The sequence below is a fragment of the Sphingopyxis sp. KK2 genome, from assembly GCF_001990265.1.
In the GTDB taxonomy this organism is placed as follows: domain Bacteria; phylum Pseudomonadota; class Alphaproteobacteria; order Sphingomonadales; family Sphingomonadaceae; genus Sphingopyxis.
The window spans coordinates 1-19917 of record NZ_LYVN01000071.1 but is presented as its reverse complement, the minus strand read 5'-3'; the positions used below and the strand labels follow the sequence as shown (position 1 = coordinate 19917).

Sequence of the window (19917 nt, the reverse complement as noted above, 5' to 3'; positions counted from 1 at the left end):
CGTATCGCTCTTCCTGCCGCACTGGTCGACCGACCGGCTGCGCAGGAAGATGCAAAAGCCGCCGCCTGACGGCAGCGCCCCGCCCCGCCCGCTCGTCACCGCGATCCCCGATCATGGTCGAAGGATTGTGGCGGCCACGTGCCGCGAAGCGCGTACGCTCGGCATCCAGACTGGGATGACGATTGCCAAGGCGCGGGCGTTCGCGCCCGACCTTGAGGTCGTCGATGCCGAACCCGAGGCCGATTTCGAAGGGCTGCGGCGCCTCGCCTTGTGGGCGGGCAGCCGCTATTCGCCGATCGTCGCGCCCGATCCGCCCGACGGGCTGTGGATCGACGTGACAGGCTGCGCGGCGCTGTTCAGCAGCGAACGCGCCCTCCTCAAGGATCTCCATCGCCGCGTCGCGGCGTTCGGCCTCAGCGTACAGATCGCGGTGGCCGACACGGCGGGCTGCGCGCATGCGACCGCGCGCCATGTCCCCGCGGGGAGACCGGTCACGGTCGAGCCCGGCGCGCATCGCAAGGCGATCGCGCTCCTCCCTATTGCGGCACTCCGCCTCCCACAGGCAGATTTCGAAGGCCTGCGCAAGCTGGGCTTCGAACGGGTCGAGCAGCTGATCGGCGCCCCGCGCGGTCCGCTGGCAAAGCGCTTCGGGCGCGAGCTCCACCGCCGGCTCGACCAAGCTCTCGGCGTCCAGCCGGAGCCGATCGAACCGATCTTTCCCGACGAGCTGCCGCGTGCGCGGCGCGGCTTCATGGAGCCGATCGCAACCGCCGACGCTTTTGCGCAGGTGATCGGCGATCTGTCGAAGGACATCGCTACCCAGCTCACGCGCGCCGGGACGGGCGCGCGCCGGCTCGATTGCTATTTCCACCGCGTCGACGGCCAGACGCAGGCGATCCGCGTCGGCACCGCGGCGCCATCGCGCGATCCCAAGCATCTGGCGAAGCTGCTCACTGCCCGGATCGAGAGTGTCGACCCCGGTCTGGGGGTAGAGGCGATGACGCTCGTCGCCGTGCTGGCCGAGCGCCAGCGCGACCGCCAAGCGGACGCGCTCGAAAATATCGGGCGGCGCGGCCCCGACCTGCCCGCACTCGTCGACACGCTCGCGAACCGCTTCGGCCAGCGCGCGCTCCAGCGCGCCGCGCCGCGCGCGAGCGCGATGCCCGAGCGCTCGGTCGCGATCATCCCCGCGCTCGCACCCGATACCAATGCGGCATGGAGCGACTGGCCGCGGCCATCGCGCATGCTCGCGCGTCCCGAGCCGGTCGATGTCGTGGCGCTGCTCCCCGACGATGCGCCGCGCCTCTTCATCTGGCGCCGCAAGCGCTACCGCGTGGCCCAAGGCGACGGGCCCGAGCGGCTGCAGGGCGAATGGTGGCGGGACGGCGGCATCGAGGGCGAGACGCACCTCACCGTGCGCGACTATTATCAGGTCGAGACCGAGACGGGCGGCCGCTATTGGCTTTTCCGGCTCGGCGACGGGGTCAATCCCGCGACCGGCTCGATGCGTTGGTTCATTCACGGAGCATTCGCTTGAGAATGCGACCGACCCATAACGGCGCCTTTGCATGACCGATGAAGGCCCGGCCTATGTCGAGCTGCAGGTCACGACGCATTTCAGCTTCCTGCGCGGGGCCTCCTCGCCCGAGGAACTGTTCACCGCGGCGGCGATGCTCGGGCTGCCCGCGCTCGGCGTCGTTGACCGGCACAGCGTTGCCGGCATCGTGCGCGCATGGGACGCCGAGAAGGTCACCGGCGTCCGCGCCATCGTCGGCACGCGCATCGATCTTGCCGACGGCACCGCGCTCCTCCTCTATCCGACCGACAAGGCGGCCTATGGCCGGATGTGCCGGTTACTAAGCCAGGGAAAAAACAAGGCCGGGAAAGGCGCGTGCCATCTCGACTGGGCTGACGTCGAGCAATGGCAAGAAGGCCTGCTTGCAATCCTCGTCCCCGATTGCGCCGATGCCGCGACCGAATCCGCACTTGCCCGTGCCAAACGCATCTTCGGCGACCGGCTCTATCTCGCGCTCACGATCCGGCGACGTCCGCGCGACGCGATCCGCCTCCGCGACCTCGCGAAGATGGCAGCGGACGCCAAGGTGCCGACGGTCGCCACCGGCGATGTCCTCTACCATATGCCCGATCGCCGCCTGCTCCAGGATGTCGTGACCTGCATCCGCGAGAAATGCACAATCGACGAGCTCGGCGAGCGGCGTGAGCGCTTCGCCGACCGGCACGTCAAGACGGCAGCCGAGATGGAGCGCCTGTTTCGCCGATATCTCAAGGACATATCGCCCGTTTCTCGCACGTTGGAGATAGCGGCGCGCTGCACCTTCAGCCTCGACGAGCTCCGATATCAATATCCCGACGAGATCCAGGTCCCCGGGCGCACGCCGCAGGAGGAACTCGAACGGCTGACTTGGGAGAAGGCGCCGGTCCGCTATCCCGAGGGCGTCTCCGACAAGGTCCGTTCGCAGCTTTTGCATGAGCTCAAACTGATCGGAGAACTCGATTACGCGCCTTACTTTCTCACCGTCCACTCGATCGTCGCCGAGGCACGCCGCCGCGAGATACTCTGCCAGGGACGCGGCTCGGCGGCGAACAGTGCGGTCTGCTACGTCCTCGGCATCACCTCGATCGACCCGGTGCGCTCCGAGCTTCTCTTCGAGCGCTTCGTATCGGCCGAGCGCCGCGAGCCGCCCGATATCGACATCGACTTCGAACATGAGCGGCGCGAGGAGATCATCCAGTGGATCTACGAGACCTACGGCCGGACGCGCAGCGCGCTGACCGCGGTCGTCACGCGATACCGGTCCAGAGGCGCCGTCCGCGAGGTCGGCAAGGCACTCGGTCTCAGCGAGGATGTGACCGCCGGCCTTGCCGGTGCGGTCTGGGGCTACAGCCGCGAGGGCGTCGAGGAGAAGCATGCCGAGGCGCTGAACCTCGACATGGGCGACAAGCGCCTCGCGCTCACGCTCGAGCTCGCACGCACGCTGATCAACACGCCCCGGCACCTGTCGCAGCATCCGGGCGGATTCGTGCTGACGCGCGACCGGCTCGACGAGCTTGTGCCGATCGAACCGGCGGCGATGGAGGACCGGCAGGTCATCGAGTGGGACAAGGACGATATCGATGCGCTGGGGTTCATGAAGGTCGATATCCTCGCATTGGGCATGCTCTCCTGCATGCGCCGGGCGTTCGAGTTTCTTGGTGACGCGAAGGGCATCAACCATGATCTCTCGACCATCCCCGCCGAGGATCCTGCGACCTATGCGATGATCCGCGAGGCCGACACGCTCGGCGTCTTCCAGATCGAGAGCCGCGCGCAGATGGCGTCGATCCCGCTGATGGCGCCGCGCACCTTCTATGATCTCGTGATCCAGGTCGCGATCGTGCGCCCCGGCCCGATCCAGGGCGACATGGTCCATCCCTATCGCCGGCGGCGCAACGGCCAAGAGGAGGTCACCTACCCCACCCCCGAACTGAGGCGCGTGCTCGAAAAGACGCTCGGCGTGCCGCTCTTCCAGGAGCAGGCGATGCGCGTCGCCATCGAATGCGCAGGCTTTACCCCGAGCGAGGCCGACCTCCTCCGCCGCGCGATGGCGACCTTCAAGCTCACCGGCGGGGTCAGCCATTTCCGCGACAAGCTGATCGATGGGATGGTCGGCCGCGGCTATGACCGCGAGTTCGCCGAAAAGACCTTCAAGCAGATCGAGGGCTTCGGTTCCTACGGCTTTCCCGAAAGCCACGCCGCGAGCTTCGCGCTCATCGCCTACGCCTCGTCCTGGATGAAATGCCATCATCCCGACGCCTTCTGCGCCGCGCTATTGAACGCGCAGCCGATGGGCTTCTATGCGCCCGCGCAGATCGTCCGCGATGCCCGCAATCACGGCGTCGAGATCAGGCCGATCGACGTCAACCACAGCCGCTGGGACTGCACGCTCGAGCAGACGAACGGCAAATATCACGCCGTCCGCCTCGGGCTGCGCATGGTCCGCGGCCTCGCCAACGAGGATGGCGCCTCGATCGCCGCGGCCCGTGCGGGCGATCCCTATACGAGCGCCGAGGAAATCCAGCGCCGCGCGCGCGTAGGGCGCGGAGCGCTCGACCGGATCGGCGATGCCGATGGATTTGCCTCGCTCGGAGCCACGCGCCGCGAGGGGCTGTGGGAGGTGAAGGGACTAGGCCCCGCGGCCCTTCCCCTCTTCCAGGCGGCCGACGAACGCGCCGGACGTCTCCAGCGCGAAGCGCTGGAACCCGAGATGCTGCTCGCGCCGATGGGCGAAGGTGCCGAGGTCGTCGAGGATTATCGGGCCTCCGGCCTGTCGCTCCGCGCGCATCCCCTCGCCTTTCTTCGCGACGAACTTCGCTCGCGCAAGATCATCACCTGCCGGGAATTGCAGACCGCGAAGGACGGTAGCTGGGTCAATCTCGCCGGCGTCGTGCTCGTGCGGCAGAAGCCCGGCTCGGCGAAGGGCGTCATGTTCATTACGCTCGAGGACGAGACCGAGGTCGCCAACCTCGTGGTCTGGACCAACATTTTCGAGAAGCATCGCGCCGTCGTGCTCGGCGCCGCGATGATGGGGGTGCGCGGTCAGGTCCAGCGCGAGGGCGAGGTCATCCATGTCATCGCGCAAAGGCTCGACGATCTTTCTCCGCTGCTCGCGAGTGTCGGGCAACGCAAGGACATCGCCGACATCTACAGGGTCGGCCGCGCCGATGTCGTGAAAAGCCCCGTCGGCCCTGATCCCAGAGACCCCGAAACAAGGCCGTTGGGGCGCAATCCGCGCGACATCTATATTCCCGACCTCCGTCTGGGCTCGGGCATCATCCCCGGCCAGCCGACCGAGGGCATCAAGATCAAGCCACGCGATTTCCGCTAACCGGCGATACACCGCCCCCGACGCGGAACTTCACCTGCTTTCAAGGGTCTAGATCATGAGGGGCCACAGCATGCCCCGCCATGTCGGCAGGCACGCGATCAATGGAGTGATGCCGATGAACCGCCTGATGATCATCCCCCTCGCCGCCGCGACCGCCATGGTCGGAGCCTGCGCCTCCACGGGCAGCAGCTACGCCTACGACGACGGCGGCTACGGCTATTATGACCGCGCCTATTACGATCAATATGGCCGATATGATTACGATCGCCCCGATCCGCGCTACAGCGGTTATTACGCGGAGAATTATTATCGCAACGACCGGCGGTATCGCGAACGTCGCCTCGGCGACAGCGACCGCATTTATCGCGGCCGCGACAACAAATATTATTGCCGCCGCAGCGACGGCTCGACCGGCCTCATCGTCGGCGGGATCGCCGGCGGGGTGATCGGCAATGTCATCGCCTCGGGCGATTCGGAAACGCTCGGGACCGTGATCGGCGCGATCGGGGGCGCAGCGGTCGGCCGCGAAATCGACCGCAGCAACGTGCGCTGCCGATAATCAAAAAAAAATCGACGGCCCTGGGAACAATCGGGCCATCCAGAGCGTAAACAGTTTGCAAGCTCGGGTCTCACGACCCGACTTCAGGAAAGCCCCGCAGCGTTGTGCAGCGGGGCTTTACCTTTTGGGCCATCGAACGCGCGCACCCTTCCCACTTTGTTAACGCTCCGTGCCTAGGCTAAAGCGTGCGGGATTTCAGGAGGTTCGGCGGAACCGGTCCTCCCGGTGTGGGCGGTAATTCTCGGCAAGGAGCTGAGCGATGTCGACCCCGGTCAAATATTCCCCCGATGCGATCGAGATCGAACTGATCCGGAGCCTGTACGATGGGCTGCTGCCGTCGCTCGTGATGTCGGTCGGCTTCCTCGTGTGCGGCGCCCTGATCATCGCGCAATCGGGCGACCTCTTGATCGCTGGGCCCTATGTCGTCGGTGTGATCGCGTCGATCGCACGTCTCTTCATTGCCTGGCGCGATGCGCCGGGCGCAGATGACCCCGCCATCACCCTCGCCGAAGCACGGCAGCTCGAGCGGCGCTACGCGGCAAGCTATATCGTTTTCGCGGCTATGCTCGGATTCTTCGCGGCGCGCGGCCTTGCCCTTCCCGATCCAGCCATCGACAAGCTCGCTATCTGTCTCGTCATCGGCTATGCGGCGGGCGTCGCGGCAGGGACGAGCCTTCGCCCGCGCATCGCCATCGCCTCGCTCCTCCTCGCCGTCATGCCGCCGGTCGTCACGATGCTCGGTGCCGGAAAGCCGCTCCACATCGCGACCGCGCTAATGACGGCCGCCTTTCTCGCGGGCGGCATCTTCAGCCTGCGAAAAAGACACGCCCGCGCGCTCGACGACATCGGCCGCCGGCTCACTTTCGCGTCGCTCGCGCGAAGCGATGGTCTCACCGACCTGCCGAACCGGCTGGCGCTCCGCGAATGGTTCGACCGCAATATGCGCGACGCAAAGCTCCGCCCGATCGCGCTTCATTGCCTCGACCTCAACGGCTTCAAGCCGGTGAATGACAGCTTCGGCCATCCCGTCGGCGACGAACTGCTCACCGCGGTCGCGCGAAGGATTTCGGGAACCTTGCGCGAGGGCGACCTTGCCGCGCGGCTCGGCGGCGACGAATTCGTGATCGTCCAGCTTCAGATCGGCAATCCCGACGAGGCCTATATGCTCGCCGAGCGCGTGGCCGCCTCGATCGCCCGGCCCTTCGCCATCGGCAGCCATGATGTCCGCGTTTCGACCTCGATCGGCTATATCGTCTGCGAAGACGTCTCGCGCGACCTCGAACAGCTGATCAGCCTCGCCGACGAAGCGCTCTACACCGCGAAGCGGAGCGGCCGCAGCATCTGCCGGTACCAGGATGCTGCCAAGGTGCAGGCAGCGGCATAAAAAGCGCGCGACAGCAGCAACATCCGCGCAGCCAGCGCGTTGGTGATGCGGGGGGCGCAAGGACGAGCGATGCCCCGTATTCTTCTGCTTCTGACCTCCGTTTTGGCGATCGGCGCCGCCACCCTCTCGCTCCAGTCGTGCGGCAGCGAGCTGGTCGAGGCAGCTCCGCCGGCGGCGGCGGCGAGCAAGCTCGTCACGCTGCCCGACGGCTCTACCATGGCGGCCGCCAAAGGATCGCTCCCGCGCGAGATGGGCGACTGGCTCTCGTCGCGCGAGGGAGCGAACAAGACATTCCTCTTCAAGGGCTTCCACGAGGACAGACCCGAATTGACCAGCGCCGGTCTCGGCCGCGCGGCGGATCTCGCCACCGTCCTTCGCGCGGCTCCGGCCGCAACGATCGACATCGCGGGCGACGAAGCCCAGATCCGGAGTCTGGCCCGTCTGCTCGAGGATCGCGGCATCGGATCCGAGCGGGTAAGGATCGTTCCGGCAGCCGGGGTCGGTACGGCGATGCTGACGCTGCATCGCGGCTCGGCGGCTCCGCTGCTATCGGCGAAATCATGACGCTCTAACCGGGCAAAAACGCGCCGCGCCTAAGCGGTCAAGCCCTCGAACCACTGCGCATAGGGCGTATTGATCGCCATCCGCCGATTATAGTCGGGGGCACCGTCGTGCCACCAGACCGGTCCGCGTTCGCCGAGCGCGCGCTTCGTACGATCCACCGCCGAGCGGGCGTGTCGCAATGCGGTGCCGTCCTTGTTTCGCAGCGCCTCCTTCACACCGCGGCGCGCGGCCATGAGCTCGGAAACGAGCCCTATCCGCGTATCGGGCGCGAGCGAGGGATCGGACATGCGCCACAGCCGGCCGCGTACGGCAAAGTAGCGGCCGTCGGGGGTGACGGGGCCGCGCGGCCGTTCCTCAGACAAGGCTGCTTGCGGTCGCGGTGCCGGGCGCGCGCACCGATCGTTCGATGAAAGCGAGTGCCGCTCCGGCGACTTCCTCCCAGCCAGGCTCGTTGCAGATATAGTGACTGCGTCCGGCGAACGGCAGGAATTCGGTGATGCTGCCCGCATCGGTATAGGCATCGAAATTCTTCTCGGTGAGATGGGCAGGAATGATCTGGTCCTCCTCACCGCCGACCAGCAACAGCGGAGCGTGCGGCGCATCGACATCGATGCGCCCATCGGCGCCCATGCAATCGCGAAGGACATTGCGGCTGTCATGCGTGGCCGTCCTCTCGAACTCGCGCGCCGCCTCCTCTTCGGAAAGCGTATTGGCGAAGGCACCGTGAAAGGTCTTCGCGTCCATGAGGACGGGATCATTGCCCTTGAGGGGATTGGCGATGATCGCGCTGTTCTTGATGAAGCCCCAGTCGAAGTCGATCATCGCGTTCGGCGCGACCGAATTGATTGCCACGCCGGCGGAAATCAGGCCGCGACTGGCAAATATCTGGGTGATCAGGCCGCCTACCGAATGTCCGATCATGACAGGGCGCGCCTTGCCGGCAACCGCCGCCTCGATCGACGCAATGACCTCCGCGAGATGGAGGTCGCCAAGGCCGGCGGGCGGATTCTCGCGAAGGGCCTGCGGCTCGCCTTCGTGGAGCGGCCAAGCGGGCACCGTGCAATCATATCCGCGAGCCGAAAAATAACCGACCCACTTCTCCCAGCTTTTCGGGTTCTGGAACATGCCGTGGACGAAGATCAGGTCGGTCATGAAAAATCCTTTCGGGGGAAATAGTCGTGTGCCGGCGACCGAGGGGTCGTTGATCGCCGGCACCCGTGAGGATGGCCAAGTCGGAAACTTCGGCCACCCCGGAAACTCAGGGCAAGGTACGGCGTCCGCGCCCGAAGACGAAGGCGACGATGAAGAGGACGACGCCGATCACGAGCAGGATCTTGGCGAAATCGGCCGAAAGACCGGCGATGCCGCCGAAACCGAGAAGCGCCGCGACGAGCGCGACGACAGCGAAGATGATAGCCCATCTGAACATGATAATTCTCCCGTCTGGACGCAGTCCGCCATTCGCCCGGCCGCACTTGCGGAGGGACGGTGAAAGCTGCGCCAATTCATCCGTGGTGGATGTGGGGCTAACGCTGTCTCGCCGCCAAAGTTCCGCGCCGATCCAGCATCTCCGCCCACGGAATAACCTGTGTTAATCCGAAAAATTTATCGGGAACGCTTGCCGCTGCCGGCGCGTCTTTTGGGGTTGTGAGAGCTGAATCCGCCGAACGGGCGGAAGGCGTATCGAAGGCAAAATGCCGACAGGATCGCGGCACAGACGGACGCGGATTCTCTGCGTCCTCTGGGCCGGGCCGCAGCTCCCGCGCGGCCCGGCTTCGCGATCCCGCCGAATGAGGAGACCCATGATGGCGGACGACAAGAAGCAGCCCGGCGCCCCCGATCGCGACCGGATCAGCCTTTCAGAAGATTATGAAATCCGCGACTGGACCGAGAGCCTCGGCGTCGGCGAAGCCGAGCTTCGCGAGGCCGTCGATGCCGTCGGCAACAGCGCGGATGCGGTCCGCGCCTATCTGAACAACGGCAAATGACTTGGGACGCTGCCGCAACGGCGCCAGTCGAACGGATAGCCCGGGTCCTTGCCGGACATGAGCTCAGCCGGAATGGCGAAGGAGAACTAAAGTCGGCGGGCGCTGCCGTCGATGTGTTCTGGCCGGATTATACCGACGCGCGGCACTCGCGATCCTCAAGACGATGCGCGAGCCAAGCGGCCGCATGCTGGCCGTCGGGGACGCCGCAATATGGGAACGGATGATCGCCGCCGCGATCGAGGACGAGACGATTTCCGAGCGCTGATCGTTCAGCCAGGCGACACGAGACCAGCGCTAGAGACAGCAAATGCCCGTCACCACCGATGTCCCCTGGGAGCAACTCGCCATCTATACGGCGGGCGCCGCGCTGATCCTGATCCTGCTGTTCAAAATCCCCTATGTCGGCCGCGCGCTGCGCGGCCTCTTCTCCTTCGCGCTTCTCGCCTTCGCGATCTTCCTGTTTCTTCAGCAGGCGCCTTTAGATCCGAACATGGGCCGTATCACGGCCGTGCTTGGCTTCGACAGGCAAGAAGTCGTAGGCGGCGAGCTGCGTATCCCCATGGCCCGTGACGGTCACTTCTGGGTCGATGCCCGCATCAACGGCGTCGAGCGCCGGATGCTCGTCGACAGCGGCGCGACGGTCACCGCCCTGTCGGAGGCAAGTGCGAGGGCCGCGGGGGTCGAGCCCGATGCGATGCTCGTGCCGATCCTGATGCGCACCGGCAATGGCACCGTGCGCGCCGATGCGGCAACGCTCGATAAGCTCGCGATCGGCTCCGCAGAGGCGAAAAATCTCAAGGTGGTAATCTCGCCCGGTCTCGGCGATGTCGACGTGCTCGGCATGAACTTCCTCTCCGCTCTCGCCTCGTGGCGCGTCGAAGGTCGCACTCTCATCCTCGTGCCATCCCGTCAGGCTCGTTCCGAGCCACCTACGCGCTAAAGCCGCCCGACTCGCCTTTGTTCTATTTTTGTTCTAAGGTCGCCGGCCGACTCGGACCGTTGGAAAAGACATGAGCAAGATCCTCCAAATCTCCGCCTGGCGCGATGCAGCAAGCGCAAAGCCTGCCGACGAACCCTCGATGGGCGACCTGTTCGAGCCAGAGGGATTTCTGGCCGCGCTCAACGCGGTGGCGATCACGGGCCCACAGATGCGCTCGGCAGTCGAAGCGATCTCCCAGCTGCCAGTGCGCAGCCCCGCCGATATCGCGGCCCACGCGAAGCTCCTTCAAACCTTCGCGGAGGATTATGGCTTCGAGCCGCCCGCGCCCGCGGCCGCCGCGCTCCATGCCCGCGCCATTGCGATGGATAGATGGTGTCAGACCTGTGACCCCTTCGGCGACAGCGATGTCGATGCCTTCTTCGATGCGGGGGCCCGCGCAAGGCTCGTCGATACCGGCGCCGGCATCGGTTTCGAACCGGAGAGCTTCGGCGAACTCGTCGCCTTCATCGCCGAGATTCCCTGGTAGGGCAGCCGCGATGAGCCGCCTCTACACCCTCGCCGCAACGGCATCCGACGTCGCCGATCATTTCGGTGCGGGCGGCTTCACCGACATCGCGGTGCCTTCCGAAACAATCGAAGCGCTTCCCGGCCTCGTCGTCCATGAGGCGAGCGGCCGCCGGCACCTGCGCCAGATGCACTGGGGCTTTCCGCGCCTCACCCGCGAAATGCGGCTGCGCGGCGATCCGCCTGGCCGCATCGGCCTCGTCGCCGATCTCACCAATCCGATGTGGGAAGGTCTCGTCGTCGAGCCCCGATATCGCTGCCTCATCCCTCTCACCCACTTCGCCAATCCGAACGGATCGCCGGGCGAGAAGACACGAAGCTGGTTCTCGGCCGAAGGCCAGCCGATCATGGCCTGGGCCGGCTTTTGCAAGAACACCCCTGAAATGGGTCCCGTCTATGCCGGCATGACGATGGACGCGAACAGCCTCGTCCATCCCACGAACGACCGCATGCCGGTGCTCCTGATGCCCCATGAATATGAGCGCTGGCTCCATGGCTCGATCAAGGACGTCATCGGCTTCCAGTTCCGCCCGCCGCCGCCAAGCGAGACTTTCATCGTCGAAAATACCGACGATCTCTGGCGCAGCGGCAAGCTGCCGCCGAGCGCGCGGCCCCAGCAAGCCCTGCTCTAGCAGACAACGATCCCGCCCGCGCCCTTCCTTCCCGGTCCGATGCTGATAGACTGACGCCCATGTGCAATCTCTACACCGAGCGCAAAAGCGCCGCCGAGGTCGCGGCGCATTTCGGCGTTGAGCTGCCCGTGCAGGCGTTCAACAGCGCCGAGGACGTCTATCCGGGATATTCGGGGATCGTCGTACGCGAAGAACAGGGAAAGCGCGTCCTCCAGTCGATGACCTGGGGTTTCCCGCGCCACTCGACGAGCAAGAAGACGGGTCTGCCCAACAAGCCGAGCCCGACGAACAATGCGCGCGACGATCAGCTCTTCAACCCCTATGGCATGTGGAGCGAATGGTTCGCTCGGCCCGCGCAACGCTGCCTGATCCCGTTCACCGCCTTTGCCGAGGCCGTTGGTGAAAAAGGCGCAATGACGAAGACGTGGATCAGCGTCACCGATCAGCCGCTTGCAGCCTGGGCGGGACTTTGGCGGCCCACCGATGAATGGGGCGACGCCTATACCGGCGTCATGGTCGATGCGACCGAGGAACTGCTCGATATCCACGACCGCATGCCGGTGATCCTCCGTCCCGAGGATCATGAGACCTGGCTGCGCGCGCCCGCCGACGTGGCGATCGGGCTCGTGCGCAAATATCCCGGCGACCGCCTCGTCGCCGAGCATAGCAATGATCCGTGGAGTGACCGCGGCAAGGCGTCGCCGCCGCCCGAGATGCCGACGCTGTTCTGATGCTCACCGAAGAACGACTTCTCTGGGCCTGCGCGCTCGCCGTCGAGAAACAGCATGGCGCGGACGCGCCGCGCTTCGTGGCGACACGCATCGGCGCGCTCGCGCTCGCGGGCGACAATGCTGGCGTCGAGCGCTGGAAGGCGATCGCGGCGAAGATGGCCGCACTCGCAAGGCCATGAAGCATAGTCCGGTCAGCAAAGGCGTGGCGGCGCAGGCCGATCTGTTCGGCCATGCGCTTCTTCCCGGTCTGGCAGCGGCCGACGCCTTCGTCACGGCCGCCGAGGAAGGGGCGCTTGTCGCCCATATCGAAGCCGCCGGGCTCGAAACCTTCAAGTTCCAGCAATGGGAGGGCAAGCGCCTCACCCGCTCGTTCGGCTGGAGCTATGATTTTCAGACCGGCACATTTGCCCGCGCCGACCCGATGCCCGAGTGGCTCGCCGCGATCGCTGCCCGCGCCGAGCGTTTTGCCAATCTGCCGCCGGGTTCCATCGCGCAGGCGCTGCTGATTTCATACGGCCCCGGGGCCGGCATCGGCTGGCACAAGGACCGGCCCGTCTTCGAGCATGTCGTCGGCATTTCGCTGGGAGCCGAAGCGGCAATGCGTTTCCGGCGCCGCCGGCAAGACGGGTTCGACCGCTTCGCACTGCCGCTCGCGCCGCGCTCGATCTATCATCTCTCCGGTGAAGCGCGGCACGACTGGGAGCATAGCATCGCGCCGATCGAGGAGGCTCGATGGTCGATTACCTTCCGCAGCCTCGCCGAACGATCGCGATAGCGAAGGGCCGCATTCGCTCCTATAGAACCTGCCCGGTCGGCGAGGGGCCGACCGCATAAGGGAGATATTGAATGAACCATGCCGACCTTTCGGATGCCGTTGCTGCCGCACTCGGAACGAGCAAAGCCGACGGCAAGAAGGCGGTCGACGCCGTGTTTGCCGCGATCGCCGACGCCGCCGCCAAGGGCGAGGAAGTTTCGGTGAATGGCTTCGGCAAGTTCAAGGTCAAGGAAAGCGCAGCGCGCGAAGGCCGCAACCCTTCGACCGGCGCGACCATCCAGATCGCGGCCTCGAAGAAGCTCGGCTTCGGCGCGGCAAAGGCGATCAAGGATCGCCTCAACGGCTAAGCCGCGACCTCAGGCGCCGAAGGTCACCCGGCCTTCGGCGTCGATTGGCCAGTCGGGATTCCACGCAATTTCCCAGGCATGATCGTCGGGGTCGGCAACATAGCCCCGATAGCCGCCATGCGGCGGTGCATCGCCCTGCCGCAGCATGCGCCCGCCCGCCGCTTCGAGCGCCGCGATCACTGCATCGACCTCTTGCGCCGACTCGACATTATGCGCGAGCGCGAAGGACCCCGGGCCGCCGAACGAGGTTCGCGTCATGTCCTCGGCAAGCTTTGCCTCAAGCCATGTGCCGAGGATCAAGCCGTTCATCTGGTAAAAGGCGATCTCCTCGTTTGCGAATACCGGCGTCCATCCGAAGCCTTCGCCATAGAAACGTCGGGACCGGACGAGGTCCGCGATCCCGAGCGTAACAACGGCAATCTGCTGCTGCATGCACCTGTCTCCGTTCAAGCCCCCAAGATAACGACAGGAGGATGGCGCTCGTTCCGGCCTACCCCGAGCGTCTCACCGCAGGCGACCCCGCCCGCTGGCGGGGGCGGCAAAGATAAGCAATCTTGCCGGCATGGACGACCGGATACCGGAAAAATGCGAGTATAGTCGATCCGGATCAACAGCATATCGACCTTCGTTCGCAACAAATCCCGATCTTCGCGCATTTCTTCCTTGCCTCGTCTCTCCCCCCTGGTTCCCGGGAGACGAGGCTCCCCTCTCAGTTGCCACTTCAGCACCGCTGCTCCCCATGAAGAGGTTGAAAGCGCCCGGCGTCGCGGCCAGAAGCGCCCGATGAGCAAGCGTTTTCTTTTCGTCGCCGCCTCTCTCCTTTCGCTCGGTGCGTGCGCCGGAGCCGGGCAAGCCCCACAGCCCCCTGCATCCGCGGCCTCGAACGACCGGCCGCTCGTTTTGACGACATGGAATCTCGAGTTTCTCGCCGAGCGTAACGGTGACGGGTGCCAACCGCGCACCGACGCCGACTATACCGCCATGCGGCAGATTGCCGACGGGCTCGATGCCGACGTGATCGCGTTCCAGGAGGCAGAGAATATCGCGGCGGCACAGCGCGTGTTCGATCCCGCGCGCTACACGATCGTAATGGAAGAGCGCGCCGGCGCGCCGAGCGGAACCTGCGGCGGCGAGCACAAGTCGCAGCGGGTGATCCGCCAGGCCGTCGGATTCGCCATCCTGAAGACGATCGCTTTCGACCGCCATGCCGATGTGACCAGCCTGATGCTCGGAAATCCGCAGCTGCGCTCGGGGGTCGACATCACCCTTCGAGCAGAGGGTGCGCGGCCGCTGCGTCTGCTCTCGATCCACCTGAAGTCGGGCTGTTTCGCGGGCGACAGCGCCAAGGCGTGCCCGATCCTTGCCGAGCAGATCCCGGCGCTCGAGGCCTGGGTCGATGCCGCCGCCGAAGCGCCGGTGCGTTTCGCAGTCCTCGGCGACTGGAACCGCAGGCTCGGGGTTGAGGGCGACCGCGTCTGGACCGAGATCGACGATAGCACGCCCGCGAACGCCGACCTCCGTCTCGCCGATGCCGGGGTTGGGCCGAAATGCGACCCGCGCTACGACAGCTTCATCGATCATATCGTTCTCGACCGGCGTGCCGGCGCGGATATGCTCGGCTTTGCCGAGACGCTCTACGGGGACGGCACTAGGCATTATTCCGACCATTGTCCCGTATCGGTGACGATGGCGCGGTGACGGAAAGAACGATCATGGACAAGGACCTTGTCGAAGCGCTTGAATTTCTTCTCGGCCGCGATGACGACGGCGCCTTGTTCGACCGCGAAGCTCCCGAAGGCGGTTATCGCTCGCAGGGTCTCGAGAATGCGCTGCGGACGATCCGCCGCAAGCTCCGCGCCCGGCCGGATTGACGTCGGCGGCACAGAGGCTGGCCCGAAGGGCCCCAAGAGCCGCACTCTTGCCGGAGCCGCAGCCGGGGCGGCGTGCGCGCGGACGCGGCGGGCCGGAAGCGGCGAAGCCGGGGCCGGAGCCGCGTGCAGCGCGGCTTGCCCGCCGTGAAAGCGCGCGCCCGCGCTGGCAAGAAGCGAGGCAAGTGTGCCTGCGCGGCCGGATATCCGCGCGACCCCTGGCCGAGCCTGCGAGGCCAGAGCGCGCTCGACAGATGCCGCGCTCAATCTCGCCCGACAGAGGCTATACTCAAAGCTCCGACGATGGCGACGCCGTGCACTGGGCAAGGGTGATCTGCCAGCGGCCGTCCTGCAGCTTCCAGAGCCGCAGATAGGCGAAAGTCCCGAAAAAGGCGGCGCCATCATAGGTGCCCGCGACGTCTGCCGTCACGATCACGCTCGCCAATTCGCCATGGGCCCGGATGATGCGGTCGCCGCGAAAATCGAGCGAACTGAGGTCGAGAAGCCCCGAGCGGTGCGCCGCGATATCGTCGCCGCGCGATCGCCTGATGCCCAGTTGATCGACGAAGATCATATCGTCCGCGAGCATCTGCTCCAGCGTTTCGACATCGCTGGCGAGCATGGCCAACCGAAGCTCTTCCTCGCACGTCGCAATCGCCTCGATCAGCTGCATCTGGACCAACTCCCCTTGCCGCCACTGTGCCGCGCGGACGCGGATCTCTGCGTCTTCCGCCCTAGCGGTCGATGAGTACGACCGGCAAATATTGCAGGACGATGCCGAGCCCGCCGAACGCCAGCGCCAGCAATCCGGCGCGTCGGCGCCAACGGCCAAAGGGATCTTGCGGAACGTTCCGTACCATCGAGACGCCCAGCCATGCCACGGCGCCGAGAATGGCCAATGTACAAAGCGATGCCGCGACGCGCACGCCGCTCGCGCCGCCCCCGAACTCGGCGAGGAGGTAGAGGAGGAAGAAATGCACGGCCCACAGGATGAGACCGCCCATCATGATGAGCCAGCTCCTCATCCGCCCGCGCCGACCAGGCGCGAGACGAGCGCGCCGGTGGCCCCCTGCGCCGCAGTGTAGACGAGGAAGAGCATTGCGAGATCGATGCTGTTATTTCTCGGCTGCGCGACGAGGCCCCGCACCGCGCGCGCGGCACAGTAGAGTGCTATCAATATGCCGATCGCCGCGGCGCAGGCCTGAAGGGCGAGCAGCGCATAAGCGACGGCGCCCTGCCCGCTCGCGGTCGGACCAATCCCGCTGCCCGACCAGCTGCTATAATCCAGACCCAGCGCGGCGCCCGATGCCGCCGCCGAGGCAAGCAGTGCCGTCACCGACCAGAGGGACGAGCGCTGGAGAACCGCACGCGCCGCGAGCGCAAGCCCGATAGCCGCAGCGTAGAGCATGAGGACCGGCATCGCCCTGCCGAGGGCCGGCGGCGGCCGCCAGAAGCCGGGCTGGTTCGACGACAGGAAGGCAAGGCTGAACAGCGCCATGAGAAAGATCATGCCCATCACGACCAAAAGGATGATCATCGCCCACCAGCCATGGCTCGACGGTCCGGTGACATAGGTGGGCACACGGATGTCGGCGCCGATGTCGACGCCCTCGATTTCGACCGGGCGGTCCGTTTCCCAAAGCCAGCGCAGCACCGAGATTACCGCCAGCACGCCGCTGACCCATGCGAACAGATAGGCCTGCACCGTCAGCGCAAGGAAGAAGCCCGCGGTGAAGATCGCGGCGGCGAAGGGCCATGGCGACGGCCCCGGCATGATCTGCAGATATTGGGGCTCGGCAAGCAGCGGGCTCGTAACGATCGTCTCGCGCCGGCCCGTTGCCGAGCGCGGCAGGAAATAGCGCCCCTTCTCGACTCTATCTGCGAGCGCGGGATCGTTCCACAAGGGCTCGCGGCTCGTCACCACCGGGATCGAGCGTGTCGAATAGAGTTCGCTCGGCAACCATTCGAGCGTGCCGCCGCCATAGACGTTACCGGCATTTCCGTCGCCCGGCGCGAGCCGGAAGTTTCGCGCGAGGTCGACAAGGAAGAGGAGCACGCCGAGCCCGAGCATGAAGGCGCCGATCGTCGAGATCAGATTGGGCAGCTCGAGCCCCTGCCCGGGCAGATAGGTATAGACGCGGCGCGGCATGCCCTGCAGCCCCGCGAGATGCATCGGTAGGAACGCGACATTCATGCCCACGAACATGAGACCGAACACCCATTTGGCGAGCCGCTCGGACAATGCACGCCGGCTCACCATCGGGATCCAGTAATAGAAGGCGGCAAACAGCGGAAAGACCATGCCGCCGATCAGGACATAATGGAGGTGCGCGACGATGAAATAGCTGTCGTGCGCCTGCCAGTCGAACGGGACCATCGCCACCATCACGCCGGTCAGGCCGCCGGTCACGAAGACGACGATGCTTCCCATCACGAAGAGGCCCGGTGCGTTGAACTTCGGCTTGCCGATCGCGAGCGTCGCGATCCACGAAAAGACCTGGATGCCCGCCGGCACGCTGACCGCCATCGAGGCGGCGGAGAAGAAGCCGGTCGTCATCGGCGGCATGCCTGTGGTGAACATATGATGCGCCCACACGCCGAAACTGATGAAACCCGTCGCGATCATCGCAAGGACGATCAGCCGGTAGCCGACGAGCCTCTCGCCCGCGACGGTCGCGACGATCATGCTCATCATGCCGGCGGCTGGAAGGAAGATGATATAGACTTCGGGGTGCCCGAAGAACCAGAAGAGATGTTGCCAGAGCAAAGGATCGCCGCCGCGCGTCGCATCGAAGAAGGGCCAGTTGAACGCCCTTTCGATCTCGAGCAGCAAGGTACCTAGGATGATGCTCGGAAAGGCGATGACGATCATCACCGCGAAGACGAGCATCGCCCAGGCGAAGATCGGCATCCTGTCGAGGCGCATGCCCGGCGCGCGCGTCCGCAGCACGCCGACGATGATCTCGATCGCCCCCGCGATCGCACTGATCTCGATGAAGCCGATGCCGAGCAGCCAGAAATCGGTGTTGATCCCCGGCGAATAGGCCTTTGAAGTGAGCGGCGGATACATGAACCAGCCGCCGTCGGGCGCCAGCCCGACGAAGATCGAGGCGAAGAAACAGAGGCCGCCCACGGCATAGGCCCAGAAAGCGTAAGCGGAAAGCCGCGGAAACGGCAGATCGCGCGCCGCGAGCATCTGCGGGAGGAGCAGCACCCCCGCCGCCTCGACCGCGGGCACCGCGAAGAGGAACATCATCACCGTGCCGTGCATGGTGAAGACCTGATTATAGGTGCCCTGCGGCAGGATCTCGAGCATCGGGGCGGCGAGCTGCGCGCGCATGAGCAGCGCGAGCACGCCCGCCATCAGGAAGAAGAGGAAAGCGGTTCCGAGATAGTAGATGCCGATATAATTATTGTTGACCGCGAACAGATAGTCCCAGCCCTTGGGCTTGCACCAGATACGGCGGAGCTCTTCTTCCTCTTCTTTCGGCCGCTCGTCCTTGGTCGGGAAGCGCTCGTAGAGTGCCGGATCGAACCCTGTTTCAGACCTCATTTCAGGGCGACCAGATAGGCGGTGAGCGCCTGCAGTTCCTCGCCGCTGAACTGGTGATAGGCGGGCATGCGGTTCGCGGGCTTGATCGCCTGGCTATCGGCGATCCAGCCCGCCATCGTTCCCGGGTTGTTGGGCAATATGCCGGCGCCAAGCGTCTTGCGCGAGCCGACATGGGTCAGATCGGGACCCGCGAGCCCGCGCGCGGGCGTGCCGCGGATCGTATGGCAGGCGGCGCAGCCGCTGGACAGAAAAAGCGCGGGTCCCTCGCCGCCGGCGCCTTCCGCGGGGCGGCGCGAAGCCTGCCAGCGCGCAAAATCCGCAGGGCTGTGCGCCACGACCACGAACCCCATCAGCGCGTGCGGGCCGCCGCAATATTCGGCGCATTGCCCCTTGTAGACGCCCGGCGCATCGGCCTCGATCAACAGGCGATTGGTGCGCCCCGGGATCATGTCCATCTTGCCTCCGAGCCGCGGTACCCAGAAGCTGTGGATGACGTCAGCCGCCTCGAGTTCGAGCAGGACGGGCTGCCCCACGGGGATGTGGAGCTCGTTCGCATCGCGCAAAGTCTCGCGGCCTTGTTCATCCTGATAATGAACCCGCCACCACCACATCTCGCCGATGACCTTGACGCGCATGGCGCCTTCGGGAACCGCCGTCGCCGACAGCGAGCTCGTCAGCAGCAGGCCCCACACAAGCAGGCCCGTGAGCACGACCGACGGAAACGCGAACCCGAGAATCCAGATCGCCTTCTCGCCGCCGAGCCGCGCCTTGAGCCGGGGCGAACCCCGCAGCGCGATCCAGAGCGCCGCGAGCACGATCGCCAATATGACCGTGCCGCCGGCGAGCAACACCCAGGCGAGAAGCGTGACGGGCTCCGAATAGGGGCCGGCAGGATCGAGCACGGCGGGCGGCCAGCCGCCGGCAGAAAGCGTCCGATCAGTCATCGAGGCTCAACAGCCAGGCGGCGATATCGTCGGCCTCCGATGGTCGCATCGGTATCGCGGGCATCGCGGTGCCCGGCACCGCGGCGGGCGCATCGCGCACGAAGGCGGCGAGATGCGGCGCGCGATTGGCGAGGCGTCCGGCGATCAGGGGGCGCGCGCCGCATCTCGCCGCCTTCGTGCGC

The 19917-nt window shown here is 65.8% G+C and carries 23 protein-coding genes and 1 pseudogene; 15 read left to right on the top strand and 9 right to left on the bottom strand.

The genetic code is table 11. The annotated features are described in order from the left end of the window. The 5 genes from B1A78_RS12890 to B1A78_RS12870 all read left to right on the top strand — a co-directional run. Positions 1-1537: DNA polymerase Y family protein (locus tag B1A78_RS12890; protein ID WP_256838181.1), on the top strand; the 1537-nt coding region annotated here is incomplete at its 5' end. A gap of 31 nt (positions 1538-1568) precedes the next feature. After that, a complete protein-coding gene (locus tag B1A78_RS12885; RefSeq protein WP_077147361.1) occupies positions 1569-4886 on the top strand; it encodes an error-prone DNA polymerase in 3318 nt (1105 codons plus the stop codon). A gap of 115 nt (positions 4887-5001) precedes the next feature. Further along, the gene (locus B1A78_RS12880) at positions 5002-5445 is read left to right on the top strand and encodes a glycine zipper 2TM domain-containing protein (protein ID WP_083734135.1); all 444 of its coding nucleotides are present in this window, start codon (positions 5002-5004) and stop codon (positions 5443-5445) included. A gap of 259 nt (positions 5446-5704) precedes the next feature. Next, positions 5705-6829: a GGDEF domain-containing protein gene (locus B1A78_RS12875; RefSeq protein WP_077147360.1), complete on the top strand. Its 1125-nt coding sequence runs from the start codon at positions 5705-5707 to the stop codon at positions 6827-6829. A 69-nt stretch (positions 6830-6898) separates the two neighbouring features. Then, positions 6899-7393: a hypothetical protein gene (locus tag B1A78_RS12870; protein ID WP_144037806.1), complete on the top strand. Its 495-nt coding sequence runs from the start codon at positions 6899-6901 to the stop codon at positions 7391-7393. Between the two features lie 29 nt (positions 7394-7422). Here the strand turns inward: B1A78_RS12870 and B1A78_RS12865 are convergent, their stop codons facing one another. From B1A78_RS12865 to B1A78_RS12855, 3 genes are all read right to left on the bottom strand, one after another. Then, entirely contained in the window at positions 7423-7755 is a 333-nt protein-coding gene (locus B1A78_RS12865) for a hypothetical protein (RefSeq protein WP_306171655.1), read from the bottom strand. Then, positions 7748-8545: an alpha/beta hydrolase gene (locus B1A78_RS12860; protein WP_077147357.1), complete on the bottom strand. Its 798-nt coding sequence runs from the start codon at positions 8543-8545 to the stop codon at positions 7748-7750. The genes B1A78_RS12865 and B1A78_RS12860 overlap by 8 nt, the downstream gene beginning before the upstream one ends. A 106-nt stretch (positions 8546-8651) precedes the next feature. Further along, complete coding sequence (locus B1A78_RS12855; RefSeq protein ID WP_077029184.1) at positions 8652-8822, bottom strand: DUF1328 domain-containing protein; 171 nt, start codon at positions 8820-8822, stop codon at positions 8652-8654. 376 nt (positions 8823-9198) lie between these two features. On the opposite strand from B1A78_RS12855, the gene B1A78_RS12850 reads away from it, so the two are divergent. The 8 genes from B1A78_RS12850 to B1A78_RS12810 all read left to right on the top strand — a co-directional run bounded on the left by B1A78_RS12850 (position 9199) and on the right by B1A78_RS12810 (position 13370). Further along, positions 9199-9381, top strand: coding sequence for a DUF3606 domain-containing protein (locus B1A78_RS12850; protein WP_077147363.1), 183 nt, complete (start codon positions 9199-9201; stop codon positions 9379-9381). A 307-nt stretch (positions 9382-9688) separates the two neighbouring features. Then, positions 9689-10321, top strand: coding sequence for a TIGR02281 family clan AA aspartic protease (locus B1A78_RS12840; protein ID WP_077147356.1), 633 nt, complete (start codon positions 9689-9691; stop codon positions 10319-10321). A 70-nt stretch (positions 10322-10391) separates the two neighbouring features. Further along, entirely contained in the window at positions 10392-10847 is a 456-nt protein-coding gene (locus B1A78_RS12835) for a hypothetical protein (protein ID WP_077147355.1), read from the top strand. 10 nt (positions 10848-10857) lie between these two features. Continuing rightward, on the top strand, positions 10858-11517 hold the full coding sequence (locus B1A78_RS12830) for an SOS response-associated peptidase family protein (protein WP_077147354.1): 660 nt from the start codon (positions 10858-10860) through the stop codon (positions 11515-11517). Between the two features lie 59 nt (positions 11518-11576). Further along, positions 11577-12248 carry an SOS response-associated peptidase gene (locus tag B1A78_RS12825; protein WP_077147353.1) on the top strand — a complete coding sequence of 224 codons (672 nt, stop codon included), beginning with the start codon at positions 11577-11579 and terminating at the stop codon, positions 12246-12248. Then, complete coding sequence (locus B1A78_RS12820; protein WP_077147352.1) at positions 12248-12427, top strand: hypothetical protein; 180 nt, start codon at positions 12248-12250, stop codon at positions 12425-12427. The genes B1A78_RS12825 and B1A78_RS12820 overlap by 1 nt, the downstream gene beginning before the upstream one ends. Continuing rightward, on the top strand, positions 12424-13023 hold the full coding sequence (locus B1A78_RS12815; protein WP_077147351.1) for an alpha-ketoglutarate-dependent dioxygenase AlkB: 600 nt from the start codon (positions 12424-12426) through the stop codon (positions 13021-13023). Before B1A78_RS12820 ends, B1A78_RS12815 begins: the two co-directional genes overlap by 4 nt. A 71-nt stretch (positions 13024-13094) precedes the next feature. Then, entirely contained in the window at positions 13095-13370 is a 276-nt protein-coding gene (locus tag B1A78_RS12810; RefSeq protein ID WP_077147350.1) for an HU family DNA-binding protein, read from the top strand. Between the two features lie 9 nt (positions 13371-13379). Here the strand turns inward: B1A78_RS12810 and B1A78_RS12805 are convergent, their stop codons facing one another. Continuing rightward, complete coding sequence (locus tag B1A78_RS12805) at positions 13380-13802, bottom strand: VOC family protein (protein ID WP_077147349.1); 423 nt, start codon at positions 13800-13802, stop codon at positions 13380-13382. 468 nt (positions 13803-14270) lie between these two features. Between B1A78_RS12805 and B1A78_RS12800 the strand changes: the two genes are divergently transcribed. Both B1A78_RS12800 and B1A78_RS22675 read left to right on the top strand, forming a co-directional pair. After that, a complete protein-coding gene (locus tag B1A78_RS12800; protein ID WP_179102047.1) occupies positions 14271-15068 on the top strand; it encodes an endonuclease in 798 nt (265 codons plus the stop codon). Positions 15069-15082: 14 nt separating this feature from the next. Then, on the top strand, positions 15083-15241 hold the full coding sequence (locus B1A78_RS22675) for a hypothetical protein (protein WP_179102046.1): 159 nt from the start codon (positions 15083-15085) through the stop codon (positions 15239-15241). A gap of 286 nt (positions 15242-15527) precedes the next feature. On the opposite strand, the gene B1A78_RS12795 is transcribed toward B1A78_RS22675, so the two are convergent. The 5 genes and pseudogenes from B1A78_RS12795 to B1A78_RS22670 all read right to left on the bottom strand — a co-directional run. Beyond that, positions 15528-15911: a nuclear transport factor 2 family protein gene (locus tag B1A78_RS12795; RefSeq protein ID WP_077147362.1), complete on the bottom strand. Its 384-nt coding sequence runs from the start codon at positions 15909-15911 to the stop codon at positions 15528-15530. Between the two features lie 61 nt (positions 15912-15972). Further along, complete coding sequence (locus B1A78_RS12790; RefSeq protein WP_144037805.1) at positions 15973-16245, bottom strand: hypothetical protein; 273 nt, start codon at positions 16243-16245, stop codon at positions 15973-15975. Between the two features lie 14 nt (positions 16246-16259). Next, the gene (locus B1A78_RS12785) at positions 16260-18791 is read right to left on the bottom strand and encodes a cbb3-type cytochrome c oxidase subunit I (protein ID WP_077147346.1); all 2532 of its coding nucleotides are present in this window, start codon (positions 18789-18791) and stop codon (positions 16260-16262) included. Further along, positions 18788-19735 carry a cytochrome c oxidase subunit II gene (gene coxB / locus B1A78_RS12780; RefSeq protein WP_077147345.1) on the bottom strand — a complete coding sequence of 316 codons (948 nt, stop codon included), beginning with the start codon at positions 19733-19735 and terminating at the stop codon, positions 18788-18790. The genes B1A78_RS12785 and coxB overlap by 4 nt, the downstream gene beginning before the upstream one ends. Next, positions 19728-19917 (bottom strand): annotated as a pseudogene (locus B1A78_RS22670) (hypothetical protein); the annotation flags it as partial. The gene coxB and the pseudogene B1A78_RS22670, both read right to left, overlap by 8 nt.